The sequence below is a fragment of the Actinomadura miaoliensis genome, assembly GCF_039536785.1.
GTDB classification, from domain to species: Bacteria; Actinomycetota; Actinomycetes; order Streptosporangiales; family Streptosporangiaceae; genus Spirillospora; species Spirillospora miaoliensis.
Genome location: NZ_BAAAZG010000021.1, coordinates 1 through 18,614, shown reverse-complemented (window position 1 = coordinate 18,614; position 18,614 = coordinate 1). Strand labels below are relative to the sequence as shown.

The following is an 18,614-nucleotide window of genomic DNA, read 5'->3' as shown; positions in this document are numbered from 1 at the left end:
CCGGTGATGGAGCGTTTGCGCAGCGGCGCCCCCGCCACGGTGACCTGGCCCGCCGTCCAGCGGTAGGGCGCCCGCGATGGCCTTGGCGGTCTCGGTGCGGCCCGCGCCGAGCAGCCCGCCGAGCCCCAGCACCTCACCCTGACGCAGCGCGACCGACACGTCCGACAGCGCGTACTCGCGGGCCAGGCGCGTGGCCTGCACCTGGAGGACTTACCCGCTACAGGTCAACCGCCGTGCGCTGAGCCGAGGGCGGACGGCGCCCGTACGGTCAGTCTTGGTCCATGTCGGCGTACCGGCGGGCGGCGGCGAGGGCCTCGCGCAGCGCGGCGGCGTCAACCGGAACCGCCTTGTCCCAGCCTTCCGGGCCGTCACTGGCGTAGAGGGCCGCGTAGGCGGCCGTGTCGCGCTGGAAACGCCACCCTTCCGCGAGCGGGCCCACGTCGACCGCGTCATAGCCGACCGCGTTCAGGAACTCGGTCACCGCGGCCTTGGCATCGGCGTCGTCGCCGGCGATCGGCAGTGCGGTGCGGTCGGGAGACCCCGCCGGACGCGCCAGCGCGAGCAGGTGCTTGAAGAAGATGTTGTTGAAACCCTTGACCACCTTCGACTGCGGCAGGTGCGCCTGCAGCAGCTCGCTGGTGGTGGTCGACTCGTCGTCCAGCTCGGGGAACCGGCCGTCCCGGTCCGGGTAGTAGTTGTTCGTGTCGATGACGACCTTGCCCGCGAGCGGTTCGACGGGCACGTCGCGGTAAGCCCGCAGCGGGATCGTCACCACGACGAGGTCGCCGGCCTCCGCCGCCTCCGCGGGAGTCGCGGCACGGGCGTGCGGCCCGAGCTCGTCGACGAGTTCTTTCAGCGTCTCAGGGCCGCGCGAGTTGCTGAGCACCACGTCGTAGCCCGCGGCGACGGCCAGCCTGGCCACCGTGCCGCCGATGTTGCCGCTTCCGATCAAGCCAATCGTTGTCATGCCCGCGACAACCCGCGGTCACCGCCGGGCATTCCCTCGACGGCACCGGCGGCGAGTCCCGAACGGCCCGGTCCCGGCGTGCGGAGCGGTGGCGCACGAGCGTCTGCCAGCTCGCCGATCTGCCGGCCGCCCGCATTCCGTCTTCGGAGAGCCGAACGGTCAGCCGTTGCGTACGATGCGCCAGCGGTTGTCGGCGGTGCCGTTGTCCGAGTCCTGGACCGCGAATGCGCCGACGGCGGTCGAGTTGTTCTGGATGCCGAGCAACTTGCCGCTGTTCACGTTGCGGATCTTGTACGTCCCGTCGCCCTGGTCGAGCAGCGTCCACCTGTGGTCGGCGGTGCCGTTGTCCGACCACTGCAGGACATTCGCGTTGTCCGCCGTGGACATGTCCTGAACGCCGAGCACCTTGCCGCTGTGGGCATTGCGGAACCGGACCGCGTTCCCGTCGCCGACCATTTCCCAGTTGTGGTCGGCGGTGCCCGAGTCGTGCCACTGCAGAGCGCGTCCGCCATCGGCCGTGGACATGTCCTGGATGCCCAGCACCAGGCCGCTGCCCACGTTGACGAGCCGGACGGTGCCACCGCCCTGGCCGCCGACGTTCCAGTAGACGGTGTAGTTGTGGCCGTGCGCGTCGTAGAACGGGCCGAGATCGACCGTGGAGCCGTTGGCGGTGGCGGTGAAGGCGAGCGAACTGCCGCTGGTCCGGGTGATCGAGGAGGTGTTCAGCGACGGCAGGGAGCCGAGCGAGGTGTTGCCGTAATTTCCGGACAGCACCACCGGGCCGTAGGTCACCGCGGCGACGTTCGCATTGTCGTTGGCCGCCCGCATGACCACCCGCATGGGCAGGCGGACCGTGACCGTGTCGCCGGAGGTCCACGAGCGGGTGAGGGTGGCGTAGCCGCCGGGCGTGGTGGAGATGTTCTGCGCCACGCCGTTGACGCTGATGGTGGCACCGGTGGTCCAGCCCGGGATCCGGACGCGCATCGACCAGGTGCCGCTGACGTTGCCGGTGACCTGCAGGGCCGTGGTGTCGCCGACCGGGTACGACGTGGTCTGGGTGACCGTGATTCCGCGCTGCGACCAGGTGAGCACCGAGGGCAGGAACATGTTCACGATCAGCGTGGTGTCGCTGTGGAAGTAGACGGAGTCCATCAGGCCGGTGTGCATTTCCAAGCCCGTGCCCTGGCAGCACCAGAAGGAGTTGTAGTCGGTGCTCCAGGTGCCGCCGCCCCACGCCGGGCCCACCCCACGGCGGCCCCCCGGATTGAGCGGCGTGAAATAGGTGACGTGCCCGTGGCCGTCGGCCGGGTTCTGCTGGCCGATCATCTGGTTCAGCCACGCCCGTTCGTAGTAGTCGAACAGGGTGGCCCGGTCGGGATCCAGCGTGAACAGCTCCCGGGTGAGCTTCAGCATGTTGTAGGTGTTGCAGCTTTCGCAGGTGTCCTGTTTCAGGTAGGCGGCGATGGCGTTGGGCGGGCGGAAATGCTCGGCCTGGCTGTTGCCGCCGATGACGTAGGTGTGCGCGTTGACGCAGATGTTCCAGGCGTTGGTGGCGATGTCCCGGTAGCGGGTGTCGCCGGTTGCCTTGTACTCCCGCGCGGCACCGATCCACTTGGGCACCTGGGTGTTGGCGTGCAGGCCGTTGAGCTGGTCCTGGCCGGCCGCCAGCGGGTTGAACACCGCCGCGTGGTCGAACCGCCGGGCGGCGGTGAGCCACCGCGCGTCGCCCGTCTGCAGGTACAGGTCGGTCAGCACGGCGTTCATGCCGCCGAACTCCGTCCCCAACATGGCCTGCATTTGCTGGCTGCTCAGCCGCCCGGTGCGCCAGTCGACCCACCCCGCCAGACGCAACAGGACGTCACGGGCCTGCGTGCTGCCCATGTGGCGCCACACGTCCAGCAGGCCGGCCAGGGTCTTGTGGATGACGTAATACGGCACGTTGCCGTTGGAAAGCGTCCGCGCCTCCAGTGCGCTGAATTCGGACTCGGGGAAACCGGACAGGTACCCGCTGTTGAACCCGACGGCGCCGTTGTTGGCCTGGCACTTGGCCAACTCCGCCACCATGTGGTTCGCCTTGTCCCGGCAGGTGGTGTCTCCTGTCACGGCATACGCCTGCGCCCACGCCGTGAGGAAATGGCCCTGCATATGGGTGCGGAACGGGAAGGTCGGCGCGTCCCAACCCCCGTTGGGGGCGGCGCCGCCGGTGGACAACCCGTGGTTGGCCCGGAAGTTGTACAGCAGCCGGTTCACATCGACGAACCGCAGGTAGGCCAGCGTACGGTTCTGGTTGTCCAACCACCGGCTCGCGGTCAGCCGCACCTGGCCGAGGTCGAAGGGGGACGCCGACGCCCCGACCGGGGCGGCCGCCGCCCGGGCGGGCGAGCGTCCGACGGCGGATCCGGCGACGGAAGTGACGGCCACGGCCCCTGCGGCCTCCAGAAACCGACGGCGGCTGACGGAGGAGGACATCACCACACCCCTTCCAAGATCAATGTTAGTGCTAACATTGAGAGGGACAGTGCGCGCATCTTCCTGCCGCCCCGCCATTGACGCAACCCCTCGTTTCCGATCGCGCGAATATTTCAGCGCCGCCGACTCCCGTGGACGCCTTTCACGCGCCACCGCCCGCACAGCTTGGCCGCTCCGACTGGGCGCCGTAATGCCTACGAGCGCGCGTACTTTCCGCTCGGCACGCGACCGGCGGCCAGGGCGGACATGATGGCGTCCTCGGTGATCTGGGGGCCGACCAGTTCGGCGGCGATGGCGCCCTCGCGCATCACCACGACGCGGTCGGAGCCCTCCACGAGTTCGCGAGGGTCGGAGGAGATGAGCAGGACGGCCAGGCCCTCGACGGCCAGTTCGTCCAGCAGCTCCTGCAGTTCGGCCTTGACGCCCACGTCCACGCCCCGTGTCGGCTCGTCCAGGAGCAGGACCTTGGGGTGGGTGGCGAGCCAGCGGGCCAGCAGGACCTTCTGCTGGTTGCCGCCCGACAGTTCGCGGACCTTCTGGTGCGGCGAGGTGGCGGTGATGTGGAGGCGGCGCATGAACGTCGCGACGACGCGGTCGATGCGGGCGGGGGAGACGACGCCGAAGCGGGACAGGCGGGGAAGCGCGGCCAGCGCGATGTTGTCGCGGATGGACAGCGACGGGACGAGCCCCTCGGCGGTGCGGTCCTCGGGCAGCAGGCTGACGCCCGCCCGGATGGCGCCGGTGATGGAGCGCTTGCGCAGCGGTGCCCCCGCGACGGTGACCTCGCCCGCGTCCAGCGGCAGGGCGCCCGCGATGGCCTTGGCGGTCTCGGTGCGGCCGGCGCCGAGCAGTCCGCCGAGCCCCAGCACCTCGCCCTGCCGCAGCGCGATCGACACGTCGGACAGCGCGTGCTTGCGGGTCAGGCCGGTGGCCTGGAGGTACGGCGGGTCCTCCGGCGGCAGCGGGGCCGTCACCGGCACGGGCTCCGGTGCGGCCGCCGGGGCGGGCTTGGCGCGGGGACGGGGGACGTGGCTGCGGCCGAGCATGAGGGAGACCAGGGAGAGGCGGTCCAGCGTCGCCAGGGGGCCGGTGTGGACGACGCGGCCGCCGCGCAGGACGGTGACGCGGTCGCAGATCTCGTACAGGTCCTCCAGCCGGTGGCTGACGTAGACCACCGAGCGGCCCTCGGCGCGCAGCGCCTTGACGGTGCGCCGCAGCGTGGCGGCCTCGGCGGGCTCCAGTGAGGCGGCGGGCTCGTCCAGGATGACCACCCGCGCCTCGGCGGAGCAGGCGCGGGCCAGCGCGACGAGCCGGCGCGCGCCCGGTGGCAGCGATCCGAGGGGGCGGCGGACGTCGGCGGTCACCTCGTAGCGGTCGAGGATCTCCCGCGCGCGGGCGTTCATGCGGGCGGTGTCGATCAGCCCGAGGCGGGTGCGGGGCTCGCGGCCGAGGAACAGGTTGCGGGCCACGCTCATCAGGGGCAGCAGGCCGGCGTCCTGGTGGACGGCGCCGATCCCGGCGCGCCGGGCGTCGCGTGGCCCGGCGAAGCGGACGGGCTCGCCCGCGACGCGCACCTGGCCCGCGTCGGGACGGTAGATCCCCGCCAGCACCTTCAGCAGCGTCGACTTGCCCGCGCCGTTCTCCCCGACGAGCGCGTGCACCTCGCCCGGGACGAGCGTCAGGGAGACATGGTCGAGCGCCACGACCCCCGGGAACCTCTTGAGGATCCCGGCGGCCTCCAGGATTCTTTCCGCCACGCGTTGCCTCCCGGCCCTCCGGCCGCCGCGCGGTTCCCTGCGGCCCCGTGCGCGACGCGGCTCCCGCTGCACCGATGGTGATCGCGTCGTGTAACGATCGTGGAACGATTGGGGGCAGGTTCGGTCACGGTCGATCGAAACCGGTCAGAGACGGCCCGCGCGCGGAGTCAGAGCCGGGCCACGTGCAGGCGGACGCCCCGGGCGCTCAGCTCGTCCAGCTCCTCCTGCGGCGCGTGCTCGTCGGTGACCAGGTGGTCGATCCGGTCGGCGGGGACGGTCTGCACCATCGTGTCGACGCCGATCTTGGTGTGGTCGGCGAGCACCACGACCTCCTCGGCCGCCGCCGCCAGGGCGCGGTCGGCGCTGGCGACCTGCAGGTTCGGGGTCGACAGCCCGCGCTCGGCGGTCAGCCCGTTGCCGGAGATGAACGCCCGGCGCACCCGCAGCCCGGCCAGCGCCCGCTCGGCCTCGCTGCCGACCAGCGCCTGGGTGGAGCCGCGCAGGATGCCGCCGGTGAGCATGACCTCGATCCGCGGTGACCCGGCCAGGGCCTGCGCCACCAGCAGCGCGTTGGTGACGACGGCCAGCTCGGTGCGGCCGGTCAGCCGCTGCGCCAGCGCCAGCGTCGTGGTGCCGGGGCCGATGACGACCGCGTCGCCGTCCTCCACCAGCGCGGCGGCCAGGTCGGCGATGGCGGCCTTCTCGGTGGAGGCGACCTGCGCCTTCTGCAGGTGGGTGGGCTCGCGTGACAGTTCGCCGGGCAGCGAGGCGCCGCCGTGGTGCCGGTTGAGCAGCCCGTCGGCCTCCAGCGCCCGCACGTCGCGGCGGACGGTGACCTCCGACGACTGCACCGCCTCGGCGAGCTGGCGCAGCGACAGCGCGCCGTTGGCCCGGACCAGCTCCAGGATGCGCCTGCGGCGTTCGGCGGCGAACACCGGCCTGCGCCCGTCCGCCGGTCCCTGGTTCTCGCTCACTGTCTCCCGACCTCGACTCGGCGACCCGAAACGATCCGACCGATTCCGATCGTAGTCAGTCAGGCGGGCCGGTGGGCGCGGTCGGGGCGGACGGCCGGAACCTGTCAAGCTCCGATCGTTTTCGATCGAAAGTGACCGAGATGTCTTGACCAAAGCGATCGTTCGGTGCTTGGTTGGGATCGGCCAAGGGTTCATATCTGTTCGTTTCGATCGGTCCCGAGATCCATCCGTCCCCGATCCACCCACCCCCTGCGCAGAGGATCCCCCGGATGAACGCGAAGAGACCCCGTCCCCGAACCAGACCCCGACCCGTGCTCCTGGTGGCCCTGTTCGCCGCGCTCGTCTGGCAGTGCGTCGCGGCGCTCCCGGCCTCCGCCGCCCCGGTCGGCGCCCCCGCCCAGGCCGAGGCGCGCCAGGGCCTGCGCGGCGACTACTACGTCAGCTCCGGCGCCGGCAGGTTCGACTTCCACCAGCTCAAGGCGACCGTCGTCGACCCCGCCATCGAGATGCCGGACCTGGAGGGCGCCTTCCGGGAGCTGACCGGCCAGAACGACGACGTCACGGTGCGCTGGACCGGCAGGATCAGGCCCGCGCACTCCGAGCCGTACACGTTCTCGATGATCGGCGACAACGGCTTCCGGCTGTGGGTCGACGGCCGCCTGGTCATCGACAACTGGACCGACACCTGGGACCAGGAGAAGACCGGCGCGCCGATCGACCTGAAGGCCGGTACGGAGTACGACTTCAAGATCGAGTACTTCGAGCACTACGGCGGCTCCAACCTGCGGCTGCGCTGGCAGAGCCCGTCCCAGCCGAAGCAGATCGTGCCCGCGAGCGCCTTCACGCTCCCGGACGGCTTCGACCCGCCGGGGCCGGGCACGGCCGCCGTGAGCACGTCCGGCGACACCGTGCGGCTCGGCTTCGGCGCGCCGCTCGCCGCCCCGCCGGCGGGTGCGCACCAGCACTTCACCGTGACGGTCGGCGGCACCCCCTGGCCCGTCGACTCCGTCACCCGCGACTCCGGCGACACGTCCGCGCTGCGACTGAAGCTCGCCCACGCGATTCCCCAGCAGGCCGGCAACGGCGTGCGCGTCACCTACGACGGCGCCGGCGGCGTCACCCGGGCCGACGGGACCGCACTGGAGGCGTTCAAGTACGCCCTGGCGTGGAACGAGTCCACCTACACCATCAGGACGCGGTGGGCCGACAAGGTGAACCCGCGCGACCCGCTGCCCGAGTACCCGCGCCCGCAGCTCACCCGCGAGCGCTGGCAGAGCCTGAACGGCACCTGGCAGTTCGCCTCCGCCCGCCAGGGCGAGGCGCCCCCGGCCGGCCGCACCCTCGGCGAACGGATCGTCGTTCCGTACCCGGTCGAGTCGGCGCTGTCGGGCATCCAGCGCGCCGAGGAGCGCATGTGGTACCGCCGCACGTTCACCGTCCCGGCCGGCTGGCGGGTGAACAACGGCCGCAGCGGGCAACGGCTGCTGCTGCACCTGGACGCCGTCGACTGGGAGTCCACGGTGTACGTCAACGGCAGGCGCGTCGCCGCGCACAAGGGCGGCTACGACCGGTTCAGCGTGGACGTGACCGACGCCCTCAAGCCGGGACGCGGCCCGCAGGAGCTCATCGTCGGCGTGTACGACCCCACCGACCTGGACGGTCAGACCGTCGGCAAGCAGCGCAAGACGCCGGGCGGCATCTGGTACACCCCGGCGTCGGGCATCTGGCGGTCGGTGTGGATGGAGCCGGTCGCGCCCGCCCACATCACCGGCCTGCGCAGCACGCCCGACGTCGCCGGACAGGCGCTGCGCGTCACCGTCCAGGCGCAGGGTGCCCAGAACGGCGCCCGCGCCGTCGTCACCGCCCGCGACGGCCGCCGCGTGGTCGGCCGCGCCACCGGCGCCCCCGGCACCGAGCTGCGCGTGCCGGTGCCCAAGCCGAAGCTGTGGTCGCCCGACCGGCCGTTCCTGTACGACCTGGACGTCACCCTGCTCGACGCCCGCGGCCGCACCCTCGACCGGACCGGCAGCTACTTCGGCATGCGCACGATCGAGGTCAAGCAGGTCGGCGGCGTCAACCGGATGCTGCTCAACGGCGAGCCGGTCTTCCAGATGGGCCCGCTCGACCAGGGCTTCTGGCCGGACGGCATCTACACCGCGCCGACCGACGCGGCGCTGCGCTACGACCTCGAGGAGACCAAGCGGCTCGGCTTCAACACCGTCCGCAAGCACGTCAAGGTGGAGCCGGACCGCTGGTACGCCCACGCCGACCGCCTCGGGCTGTTGGTGTGGCAGGACATGCCGTCGATGTTCGGCTCGGCCGACGCGGCCGAGCGGGCCCGGTTCGAGACCGAGCTGCGCGCCCTGGTCGACCAGCACCACAACTTCCCGTCCATCGTCATGTGGGTGCCGTTCAACGAGGGCTGGGGCCAGTACGACCAGGCCCGCATCGCCGACCTGGTCAAGAGCTGGGACCCGTCCCGCCTCGTCAACAACATGAGCGGCATCAACTGCTGCGGCGCCGTCGACGGCGGCAACGGCGACGTCATGGACTACCACATCTATCCGGGCCCCGGCACGCCGGGCGCTCCGTCCGCCACCCGCGCCTCGGTGCTCGGCGAGTACGGCGGGCTCGGGCTGCCCGTCATCGGCCACACCTGGTCCGGCGGCGGCTGGGGCTACGCGGTCGAGCCCGACCCCGAGGCGCTCACCAACCGGTACGCCGGGATGAGCGAGCAGCTGCGCAGGCTGCGCACCTGCAACGGGCTCAGCGCCGCGATCTACACCCAGACGACCGACGTCGAGACCGAGCTGAACGGGCTCATCACCTATGACCGCGCGGTGGTCAAGCCCGACGTCGACCGGATCCGGGCCGCCAACCGGTCCGTGATCGACGAAACCCCCGTCAGCTGCGGCTGACCCGGCCCATGACCGCGGGGCGGGCGGCGCCGCGGAGCGCCGCCCGCCCCGCCCCCTCCCCCCACCCCGGCACGTCTTAAGGACTCGCGATGCCCAAGCAGCCAGGCCGTTCCCGTCATCTGCCCCTCGCGGCCGTCACCGCCGCCGCCGTCCTGGTCGCGGGCGGCTGCGCCAAGACCGAGGACGACGCCTCGTCCCAGAGCACCCCGGCCGCGCAGGCGCAGCAGCAGGTCGCCCAGTCCCCGGCCGGCACCGCCGGGAAGACCTGCACGCTCCAGCAGTTCGGGGGCGCGAAGTTCGAGCTGAAGGGCTCGGTGGTCGGCTTCTCCCAGTCGGAGAAGGAGGCCAACCCGTTCCGCATCGCCGAGACCAAGTCCATCAAGGACGAGGCGGCCAGGCTCGGCATCTCCAAGCTGCGCGTCACCAACGCCCAGTCGCAGTTCTCCAAGCAGATCGCCGACGTGCAGCAGCTCATCGCCCAGGGCGCCCGGCTGCTGGTCATCGCGCCGCTCAACTCCGACGGGTGGGAGCCGGTGCTGCGGCAGGCCGCGGCCAAGAAGATCCCGATCATCACCGTCGACCGCAAGATCAACGCCAGGCCGTGCGGCGACTACCTGACGTTCATCGGCTCGGACTTCTACCAGCAGGGGCAGCGCGCCGCCGACCAGATGATCAACGTGCTGGGCGGCAAGGGGAAGGTCGCCATCCTGCTGGGCGCCCCCGGCAACAACGTCACCACCGACCGCACCAACGGCTTCAAGGACCGGATCAAGGAGAAGGCCCCCGGCATCCAGATCTCCTTCGAGCAGACCGCCGAGTTCACCCGCGAGAAGGGCCAGCAGGTCACCGAGCAGCTCGTGCAGTCCAACCCCGACATCAACGGCGTCTACGCCGAGAACGACGAGATGGCGCTCGGCGCCGTCACCGCGTTGAAGGGCGCGGGCAAGAAGCCTGGCGACATCAAGATCGTCTCGATCGACGGCACGCGCGGGGCGGTGCGCTCCATCGTCGACGGCTGGCTGCAGGCGGTGATCGAGTCCAACCCGAGGTTCGGGCCGCTGGCGTTCTCCACGGCGCAGAAGTTCCTGGCGGGCGAGCCGATCCCCGAGAAGGTCGTCATCGCCGACCGCGAGTACACCACGGCCAACGCCAAGGGCTCGCTGGGGCTGGCCTACTGATGGAGGCGCCGATGGGGGCGCAGGACGCCCCGGTGCTGGAGGCCGACGGCGTGTCCAAGCGGTTCCCGGGCGTGCTGGCGCTGGACGAGGTGTCGTTCGCGCTGCGTCCCGGCGAGGTGCACGCCCTGGTGGGGGAGAACGGCGCGGGCAAGTCCACGCTGATCAAGGTGTTCACGGGCGCGCACCGGCCGGACGGCGGGCGGGTGCTGGTCGGCGGGGAGCCGGTCGCGTTCGGCTCCCCGCTGGACGCCCGGCGCGCCGGGATCTCCGCCGTCCACCAGGAGGTGGGGCTCGTCCCGGCCATGAGCGTGGCGCGCAACCTGCTGCTCGGCCGCGAGCCGCGCACCCGGCTCGGCGTGATCGACCTGCCGCGCCTGCACGCCGCGGCCGAGGAGACGCTCGCCGGGCTCGGGGTGCGCGCGGACGTGCGGGCGCCGCTGCGGTCGCTGGGCGTCGGCACGCAGCAGATGGTGGCCCTCGCGCGGGCCGTGTCGGTGGACGCGCGGGTGGTCATCATGGACGAGCCGACGTCCTCGCTGGAGCCCCGGGAGGTGGAGACGCTGTTCGGCGTCGTCCGCGAGCTGCGCGCGCGGGGCATCTCCACCGTCTACGTCAGCCACCGTCTCGACGAGCTGTACCGGCTGTGCGACCGTGTCACGGTGCTGCGGGACGGACGGGTGGCGCACACCGGGCCGCTGGCCGACCTGGACCGGCTGCGGCTGATCTCCCTCATGCTCGGCCGCGACCTGGCCGACGTGCGGGCCCGCGGGGTCACCCGGTTCTCCGGCGAGCACGAGGCCGCCGGGCCGCCCGTCCTGCGGGCCCACCGCCTCACCCGGCGGCACGTCCTGGACGGGGTGTCGGTGACCGTGCGTCCCGGCGAGGTCGTCGGGCTCGGCGGGCTGCTCGGCGCGGGCCGCACCGAGACCGCCAAGGCGATCGTCGGCGCGCTGCCGCTGGACGACGGCGAGGTGGTCGTGGACGGCACGCCGCTGCGCCGCCGCCGGCCGGTCGCCGCCGCGCTGCGCGCCGGGGTGAGCCTGCTGCCCGAGGACCGCAAGGCCGAGGGCATCGTGCCCGGCCTGTCGGTGCGCGAGAACATCGCGCTGGCCGCGCTGCCCCGGCTGGCCCGCGCGGGCCTGGTGTCCGAGGCGCGCATCGACCGGATGGTGGCGGAGTTCATGCGGCGGCTGCGCATCAAGGCCGCCTCGCCGCACCAGCGGGTCGAGGAGCTGTCGGGCGGCAACCAGCAGAAGGTGCTGCTGGCGCGGTGGCTGGCGACCGATCCGCGGGTGCTGCTGCTGGACGAGCCGACCCGCGGCATCGACGTCGGCGCCAAGGCCGAGGTGCAGGCGCTGATCGACGAGCTGGCCCGCGACGGGCTGGGCGTGCTGCTGATCTCGGCGGACCTGGAGGAGCTGGTGGAGGGCTCGGACCGGGTGGTCGTGCTGCGCGACGGGACGGTGGCCGGGGAACTGGACGGCGACGAGGTGACCGAGGACCGCGTCATGGCCGTCATCGCCGGCGACCGCCCCGACGAGCGATCCGACGAGCGATCCGGCGAGGGACCTGGAGAGGAGCGCCATGGCTGAGGCCGTGGCCGGACGCGGCACCGGACTCGACCGGGCGCGCGTCCTGGCGTGGCTGCGCGAGTACGGGGTGTACGCCTCCGTGCTGGCCCTGCTGCTGTTCAACGTGATCTTCACGCCGAACTTCCTGGACACCGGCAACTTCCGCACCCAGCTCGTGCAGGTCGCCCCGATCGTCATCGTGGCGCTCGGCATGGCGCTGGTGATCGGCACCGAGGGCATCGACCTGTCGGTCGGGTCGGTGATGGCGCTGGCCGCGTCGATGGTGGTGCTGTACCTGGGCTACGGGACGGTCCCGGCCGTGCTGGCGGCGCTGGCGGCGGGCGCCGTGGTCGGGGCGGCGGGCGGCACGCTGGTCGCCTACGTCGGGGTGCAGCCGATCGTCGCCACGCTGGCGCTGCTGGTCGGTGTGCGGGGGCTGGCCAACGTGCTGGTCCCGCAGCTCAAGGAGATCGGCGACCCGGGGCTGCTGACGCTGGGCAGCGGCTCGGTCGCGGGCGTGCCGTACGTGGTGCTGGTCGCGGCGGCGCTGACCGCGGTGATGGCGTTCGTCGTCCGCCGCACCACGTTCGGGCGGCGAATCGTGGCGATCGGCGGCAACCGGACCGCCAGCGAGCTGTCCGGGCTGCCGGTCCGGCGGCTGCTGCTGGCCGTCTACGTCATCTCCGGCACGCTGGCGGCCGGGGCCGGGGTGCTGGCCACCGCCCGGCTGCAGGCCGGCGACCCCACGTCCCTCGGCCTGTTCATGGAGCTGTCGGCGATCACCGCCGTGGTCATCGGCGGCACCCCGCTGAGCGGCGGCCGGATCCGCGTGCTCGGCACGGTCATGGGGGCGCTGCTGATGCAGTTGCTGGGCGCCACCCTGATCAAGCACGACCTGCCGCAGTCCTGGGCGCAGATCGTCCAGGCGGCCATCATCCTCGCCGCGGTGTACGCGGCCGGAAACCGAGGTGCGCGATGACCGACCCCACCGCGATCACCGCCGGCGGGGCGGCGGGACGCCCGGCGCCGCCGCCGGACCCGCCCGCCCCCGAGACCGGCGCCGCCCGCCGCGAACGGCTCGGTCACCTGCTGCAGCACCACGGCGCGGCGCTGGTCCTGCTCGGCCTGGTGGCGTTCGGGACGCTCGCCTTCGACTCGTTCGCCACCGGCGCCAACCTGCGCGCCGTCACGGTGTCCTCGGCGTTCCTGGCGATCGTCGCGCTCGGCATGACCTTCGTGATCATCAGCGGCGGGATCGACCTGTCGGTCGGCTCGCTGTTCGTGCTCGGCGGGGTGCTGGCCGCATACGGCTCCCGCGCGGGGGTACTCGCGGCGCTGGCGCTGCCGCTGGCGGTGTGCGGGACGATCGGCCTGCTGCAGGGCGTGCTGATCGGGCGGCTGGGGATGGCGCCGTTCATCGTCACGCTGGCCGGGCTGCTCGGCGTGCGCGGGATCATGCTGGCGGTGTCCGACGAGGGCGCCACCACCTACCTGGTCGAGGACCGCGCCTTCGCCTCGCTGGGCCAGGACGGGCCGTTCGGCCTCACCTGGCCCGTCCTGATCACGGTGGTGCTCGCCGTCGCCGGGGTCGTGCTGCTGCAGCGCACCGGCTTCGGGCAGAACGTGTACGCGGTCGGCGGCAACGAGGAGGCCGCGGGCCTGATGGGCGTGCCGGTCGTCCGCACCAAGATCCTGGTCTACCTGCTGTCGGGGCTGCTGGCCGGGCTGGCGGGCGCGCTGAACGCGGCCCGCCTGTCGTCCGGCGTGACCATCCTCGGCATCGGCCTGGAACTGGACGCGATCGCCGCCGTGGTCATCGGCGGCACCCTGCTCACCGGCGGGGTCGGCGGTGTGACCGGCACGATGGCCGGGGTGCTGCTGCTCGGCGTGATCCAGAACCTGATCAACCAGGTCGGCAACCTCACCTCCGCCGTCCAGCAGGTGGTCAGCGGCGCGTTCCTGGTCCTGGTCGTGGTCGCCCAGCGGATCCTCAGCAGGACCCAGCGCCTGACCTGACCGGGCCCGCGCCGCCGACCGTCCCGTCACCCCGTGCCCCGCCGCCTCAGGCGCTCTGCTCGGCGGCGGTCACCGGGTCCAGCCTGGGCGCGGCGGCCCGCGTCCTGAGCCGGGCCTTCGGCGGGTCGGCGGGCCGCCGCAGGTGCCAGTCGGTGACGGCCTGGTAGGCCGCGACGACCTCCAGCAGCCGGTCCTCCTCGTAGGGGCCGCCGCCGAGGATCGTCCCGACCGGGACGCCCGCCGCGTCGAACCCGATGGGGAAGCCGATCTCGGGCAGGCCGAGGATGTCGAACGGCACCGGCCCGGTCTGCAGGACGACGTCGCAGTCGTCCAGCACCCCGTCCAGGACCTCGCCCAGCAGGTGCGTCTTGGCCCGCTGCCCGGTGACCCACTCGTCGCCCGACAGCATCAGCCCGGCCAGCCAGCTCAGCAGCGAGACCCCGAACAGCCTGAGGTCCTTCTGCAGCCAGGGCCGGAACGGCTCGGTCCGCTCCGCCAGCCGGATGTCGTTGAACGCGCCCGTCAGCAGCGACCAGTCCGACGGGTAGGACACCTCGACGAGCCGGGCCCCGGGGATCGCCTCCAGGTCGGCGAGGAACTTGCGGCGCAACGCGACCACCTGCGCGTTCCCGCCGCCGAGGTAGTCCGGGGGGACGCCGATGCGCGTGGTGCGCCGCAGCCGCACCTTGCCGCCCCGGCGGACCGGCGTGGCGGCGCGGACGAGGTCCGGCACGGGCGGCAGGCCGAGGGTCCGCACGTCCCTGGGGTCGGGACCGGACAGCACCGACAGCATGATCGCGGCGTCCAGCGCGTCCCGGGCGATCGGCCCGCTGTGGTCGCGGGTGAACGACAGCGGGACGATCCCGTAGATCGAGGTGCGGCCCATCGTCGGCTTGAGCCCGGTCAGGTTCTGCCGGTTGGCCGGCAGGACGATGCTGCCGCCGGTCTGCGTGCCGATCGAGGAGGTGGCCAGCCGTCCGGCGACCGCGGTCGCCGGGCCGGTGGACGACCCGCCCGGGTCGACCGACGGGTCGGCCGGCGTCCAGGCGTTGACGGTGGTGATCCGGCCGTCGGGCGTCGTCGCCCGGGTGGTGGCCAGCGGCCCCATCTGCCCCTTGCCGATGACGATCCCGCCCGCGTCCTTCAGCCGCGCCACGGCCGTCGCGTCGTGGTCGGGGACGAAGTCGTCGAAGATGAACGAGTTCGCGGTCGTCCGGACCCCGGCGGTGAAGTAGTTGTCCTTGACGCACAGCGGGATGCCCGACAGCGGGCCGGTGCGCCGCCGGTCCGCGGTGCGGGCCGCGGCGAGGGCCTGCTCCGCCGTGACGGTGACGAACGCCTGGTAGGTCGTCTCGTGGGCGGTGATGCGGTCCAGGTGCGCCTGGACGAGCTTCACGGCGGTGATCTTTCGCTGCCGCAGCAGGGTGGCCGCCTCCGCCAGTGTCGCCTCGGTCGGGTCGGCCACCGCCTCGGGGCGCACGGGGACGTCCGGCAGGTCGAGGGCGGGCCTGCGCGCCGCGGCCGAGGCGGCGCGGGGAGCGACGGCCGCCGCGGCCACGGCGGCCGTGGTGACCGCGCCGGAGCGGGCCAGGAACAGGCGGCGCGAGACGTCGCGGTTCACTTCGCCTCCGTCCAGGCCGTCGTGATGGACGGGTATTCCAGCGGCGGGGCGGCCTGCTGGGCCAGCGCGGCCGCGTCCTCGCCGGTCGCGGGCGGCCGCCAGGTGTTGATCGCGCCGGGACGCCCGCCGGTGCGGGCGCCGCCGCTCTTGGCGCCCGCCAGGAACGTCCGCAGGTACTCCATGGCCTGGGCGCGCGTCGGCACGCCGGTCGCGGGGTCCGGGGACTCGGGAAGCTGGTCCAGATCGACGCCCGCCAGCGCCAGCCGCGCCCTGATCAGCGCGTCGAGCTCGTCATCCGACGGCATGCCCACGGGTCCTCCTCCACTCGTAGATCACGATCGGTGAGGAAATCGGACATCCGTTTCGAGGAGATTTCGGCGGTGTCGGGATGAGGTAACAAATGTGACAAGTGATGCGATGTGGGGCTTGCGTCCGGCTCTGTGCCACATGCGAAGTTGGCTCTCGCCGCCGGCGTGCCGCGGGCCGAGTTGGTTCCCTGTTGGTTTCAGAGAGCGAGACGTGCGCGGCTCATGAACGCGTCCTGACCCACCTGGAGAATCCAAAAAAATCTTGGCGGAATACGCGGGCGGCGACGCGGTTCGGACGGTGGCCGGAGGGGACGTAGCTGTGCCGGACCGGGCACCGGCTTCCGGCGTTCCCCTGTGCGCGCGGGACGGGCCGGCCCCGCTGGACAGGAGCAGGGAGGGCGTCGATGTCGCACCACGTGGTGGTCGTCGGGGCCGGGCTGTCCGGGCTGTCGGCCGCGCTGCACCTGCTGGGAGCGGGGTGCCGGGTCACGGTGGTGGAGCGTTCCGACGAGCCGGGAGGCCGGGCGGGACGGCTCGACCTGGGCGGGTGCCGCGCCGACAGCGGCCCCACCGTGCTGACCATGCCGCACCTGGCCGACGAGGCGTTCCGCGCCGTCGGCGACCGGCTCGCGGACCGGGTGGAGCTGCTCGAACTGCACCCCGCGTACCGCATGGTGTTCCCCGACGGGTCGGCCCTGGACGTCCACACCCGGGCCGAGGCGATGGAGGAGGAGGTCCGCCGGTTCGCCGGCCCCCGTGAGGCCGAGGGCTACCGGCGGCTGCGGGCCTGGCTGCGCGACCTGTACGGCGTGCAGATGCGCCGGTTCATCGACGCCGACTTCGACTCCCCGCTGCAACTGCTCACCCCCGACCTGGCCAGGCTGGCGGCCCTGGGGGGATTCGGCCGCCTGGACGCGCGCGTCGGCCGTTTCCTGTCGGACGAACGGCTGCGCCGCGCGTTCACCTTCCAGGCCCTGTACGCAGGGGTGCCGCCCCACCGGGCCCTGGCCGCCTACGCCGTCATCGCGTACATGGACACCGTGGCCGGGGTGTACTTCCCGCGCGGCGGCATGCACGCCTTGGCGCGGGCCATGGCGGACGCGGCGGCCGACGCGGGAGGCGAGTTCCACTGGGGGAGCGAGGTCACCGCCCTGGACCGGCGCGGCGACCGCGTGACCGCCGTGCGCACCCGCGCGGGCGGCCGCATCCGCTGCGACGCGGTCGTGCTCACCGTGGAGCTGCCGGCCGCCTACCGCCTGCTGGGCCGCGAGCCGCGCCGCCTGGTGCCGCTGCGCCACTCGCCCTCGGCGGTCGTCCTGCACGCGGTCACCGCCCGCACGTGGCCGCGGCTCGGGCACCACACGATCTTCTTCGGCAGGGCCTGGAAACGCACGTTCCACGAGATCACGCGCACCGGCCAGGTCATGAGCGACCCGTCGCTGCTGGTCACCCGTCCCACCGCGAGCGACCCCGCGCTGGCGCCCGAGGGCAGGCAACTGCTCTACATCCTCGCGCCCTGCCCCAACACCGCCATCGGCCCCAGCGCCCGCGACTGGCACGCCCTGGGCCCGCGCTACCGCGACGGGCTGGTGGCGGAACTGGAACGCCGAGGTCTCCACGGCCTGGACGCGTCCATCGAAAGCGAACGGCTGGTCACCCCGGCCGACTGGACGGCGCTGGGCCATGCGGCGGGGACGCCGTTCTCGGTCGCCCACACCTTCGCGCAGACCGGCCCGTTCCGGCCGCGCAACCTCGTGCGGGGCGTCGGCAACGCGGTCCTGGCGGGCTGCGGCACCACCCCCGGCGTCGGCGTCCCCACCGTGCTCATCTCCGGGAAGCTGGCCGCCGCCCGCCTCGTCCGGCCGGGAGCGGCCCTCCGCTCCCGGCCGCACCGCAAGAGGCGGTCGCCATGACCCGGCGGGAACTGGACGCGGCGGGCATCACCGATCCGGCCCTGCGCCGGGCCTACGCGCGCTGCCGGCGGCTCAACGCACGGCACGGCCGCACGTACTTCCTGGCCACGCGGCTGCTGCCCGCGGCGCGCCGGCCCGCCGTCCACGCGCTGTACGGGTTCGCCCGCTGGGCCGACGACATCGTGGACGACCTCGACCCCGACGTCACACCGCGCCGGCGCGCCGAGGCCCTGCGCGGCCTGGAGGAGCGGCTGGTGGCCGGGCTGCGCGACGGCACGAGCGCCGAACCCGTCGTCCGGGCCCTGGCGCACACGGCGGCCACCTACGCCATCGACCACCGGTACTTCCTGGACTTCCTGGCCTCCATGCGCAGCGATCTGGAGGTCACCCGGTACCCCACCTACGCCGACCTGGAGATCTACATGCACGGCTCGGCCGCCGTCATCGGGTTGCAGATGCTGCCGGTGCTCGGCACGGAGGCGCCGCGGGAGGAGGCGGCCCCCCACGCGGCGGCGCTCGGCATCGCCTTCCAGCTGACCAACTTCCTGCGGGACGTGGGCGAGGACCTCGACCGGGGCCGCGTCTACCTGCCGGAGGACCTGCTGGACGCGCACGGGGTGGACCGGGAGCTGCTGCGCTGGAGCCGCGACACCGGCCGGCCCGACCCCCGGATCCGGTCCGCGCTGCGGGCCGCCGCCGACCTGGCCGAAGGGGTGTACCGCGAGGCCGCGCCGGGCCTGGACATGCTCCACCCCGTCTCGCGGCCCTGCATCCGCACCGCCTACGTCCTCTACCGCGACATCCTGCGCGTCATCGAGGCGGACGGCTACGCGGTGCTGCACCGGCGGGCCGTCGTGCCGCGCCGGCGGCGGGCGGCGGTGGCGCTCGGCGTCGCCGCGCGGGCGGCGGCCGACCGGGGCGG

The 18,614-nt window shown here is 73.0% G+C and carries 13 protein-coding genes; 7 read left to right on the top strand and 6 right to left on the bottom strand.

Annotated features, from left to right (window positions below; translation table 11 throughout):
- Positions 1–268: 268 nt before the first annotated feature.
- The 4 genes from ABD811_RS17865 to ABD811_RS17850 form a co-directional block, all read right to left on the bottom strand.
- Complete coding sequence (locus ABD811_RS17865) at positions 269–952, bottom strand: NADPH-dependent F420 reductase (protein WP_344948557.1); 684 nt, start codon at positions 950–952, stop codon at positions 269–271.
- A gap of 174 nt (positions 953–1,126) precedes the next feature.
- Entirely contained in the window at positions 1,127–3,436 is a 2,310-nt protein-coding gene (locus ABD811_RS17860) for a beta-L-arabinofuranosidase domain-containing protein (protein WP_344948554.1), read from the bottom strand.
- 194 nt (positions 3,437–3,630) lie between these two features.
- Positions 3,631–5,193 carry a sugar ABC transporter ATP-binding protein gene (locus tag ABD811_RS17855; protein ID WP_344948551.1) on the bottom strand — a complete coding sequence of 521 codons (1,563 nt, stop codon included), beginning with the start codon at positions 5,191–5,193 and terminating at the stop codon, positions 3,631–3,633.
- Positions 5,194–5,360: 167 nt separating this feature from the next.
- On the bottom strand, positions 5,361–6,167 hold the full coding sequence (locus ABD811_RS17850; protein ID WP_344948547.1) for a DeoR/GlpR family DNA-binding transcription regulator: 807 nt from the start codon (positions 6,165–6,167) through the stop codon (positions 5,361–5,363).
- A gap of 311 nt (positions 6,168–6,478) precedes the next feature.
- Here ABD811_RS17850 and ABD811_RS17845 point away from each other — a divergent pair, with 311 nt between their 5' ends.
- The 5 genes from ABD811_RS17845 to ABD811_RS17825 all read left to right on the top strand — a co-directional run bounded on the left by ABD811_RS17845 (position 6,479) and on the right by ABD811_RS17825 (position 13,850).
- Positions 6,479–9,085 carry a PA14 domain-containing protein gene (locus ABD811_RS17845; protein ID WP_344948544.1) on the top strand — a complete coding sequence of 869 codons (2,607 nt, stop codon included), beginning with the start codon at positions 6,479–6,481 and terminating at the stop codon, positions 9,083–9,085.
- 89 nt (positions 9,086–9,174) lie between these two features.
- The gene (locus ABD811_RS17840) at positions 9,175–10,263 is read left to right on the top strand and encodes an ABC transporter substrate-binding protein (protein ID WP_344948541.1); all 1,089 of its coding nucleotides are present in this window, start codon (positions 9,175–9,177) and stop codon (positions 10,261–10,263) included.
- 11 nt (positions 10,264–10,274) lie between these two features.
- The gene (locus tag ABD811_RS17835) at positions 10,275–11,855 is read left to right on the top strand and encodes a sugar ABC transporter ATP-binding protein (RefSeq protein WP_344948539.1); all 1,581 of its coding nucleotides are present in this window, start codon (positions 10,275–10,277) and stop codon (positions 11,853–11,855) included.
- Positions 11,848–12,813 carry an ABC transporter permease gene (locus ABD811_RS17830; protein ID WP_344948536.1) on the top strand — a complete coding sequence of 322 codons (966 nt, stop codon included), beginning with the start codon at positions 11,848–11,850 and terminating at the stop codon, positions 12,811–12,813. The genes ABD811_RS17835 and ABD811_RS17830 overlap by 8 nt, the downstream gene beginning before the upstream one ends.
- Positions 12,810–13,850: an ABC transporter permease gene (locus tag ABD811_RS17825; RefSeq protein ID WP_344948533.1), complete on the top strand. Its 1,041-nt coding sequence runs from the start codon at positions 12,810–12,812 to the stop codon at positions 13,848–13,850. Before ABD811_RS17830 ends, ABD811_RS17825 begins: the two co-directional genes overlap by 4 nt.
- Before the next feature lie 46 nt (positions 13,851–13,896).
- On the opposite strand, the gene ABD811_RS17820 is transcribed toward ABD811_RS17825, so the two are convergent.
- Together ABD811_RS17820 and ABD811_RS17815 are read right to left on the bottom strand one after the other, a co-directional pair.
- Complete coding sequence (locus ABD811_RS17820) at positions 13,897–15,471, bottom strand: amidase (RefSeq protein WP_344948530.1); 1,575 nt, start codon at positions 15,469–15,471, stop codon at positions 13,897–13,899.
- Positions 15,468–15,776 (bottom strand): hypothetical protein, encoded by a 309-nt coding sequence (locus ABD811_RS17815; RefSeq protein WP_344948527.1) that lies wholly within the window; start codon positions 15,774–15,776, stop codon positions 15,468–15,470. Before ABD811_RS17815 ends, ABD811_RS17820 begins: the two co-directional genes overlap by 4 nt.
- Before the next feature lie 407 nt (positions 15,777–16,183).
- Here ABD811_RS17815 and crtI point away from each other — a divergent pair, with 407 nt between their 5' ends.
- Both crtI and ABD811_RS17805 read left to right on the top strand, forming a co-directional pair.
- Complete coding sequence (crtI, locus tag ABD811_RS17810) at positions 16,184–17,692, top strand: phytoene desaturase family protein (protein WP_344948524.1); 1,509 nt, start codon at positions 16,184–16,186, stop codon at positions 17,690–17,692.
- On the top strand, positions 17,689–18,614 hold a 926-nt coding region (locus ABD811_RS17805; protein ID WP_344948522.1), incomplete at its 3' end, for a phytoene/squalene synthase family protein. The genes crtI and ABD811_RS17805, both read left to right, overlap by 4 nt.

Bases quoted from the DNA above. Each gene is read 5' to 3' on its own strand.
- ABD811_RS17860 (WP_344948554.1), bottom strand. From the start codon at position 3,436: ATGTCCTCCTCCGTCAGCCGCCGTCGGTTTCTGGAGGCCGCAGGGGCC.
- ABD811_RS17840 (WP_344948541.1), top strand. From the start codon at position 9,175: ATGCCCAAGCAGCCAGGCCGTTCCCGTCATCTGCCCCTCGCGGCCGTC.
- ABD811_RS17835 (WP_344948539.1), top strand. From the start codon at position 10,275: ATGGGGGCGCAGGACGCCCCGGTGCTGGAGGCCGACGGCGTGTCCAAG.
- ABD811_RS17830 (WP_344948536.1), top strand. From the start codon at position 11,848: ATGGCTGAGGCCGTGGCCGGACGCGGCACCGGACTCGACCGGGCGCGC.
- ABD811_RS17825 (WP_344948533.1), top strand. From the start codon at position 12,810: ATGACCGACCCCACCGCGATCACCGCCGGCGGGGCGGCGGGACGCCCG.
- ABD811_RS17815 (WP_344948527.1), bottom strand. From the start codon at position 15,776: ATGCCGTCGGATGACGAGCTCGACGCGCTGATCAGGGCGCGGCTGGCG.
- crtI (WP_344948524.1), top strand. From the start codon at position 16,184: ATGTCGCACCACGTGGTGGTCGTCGGGGCCGGGCTGTCCGGGCTGTCG.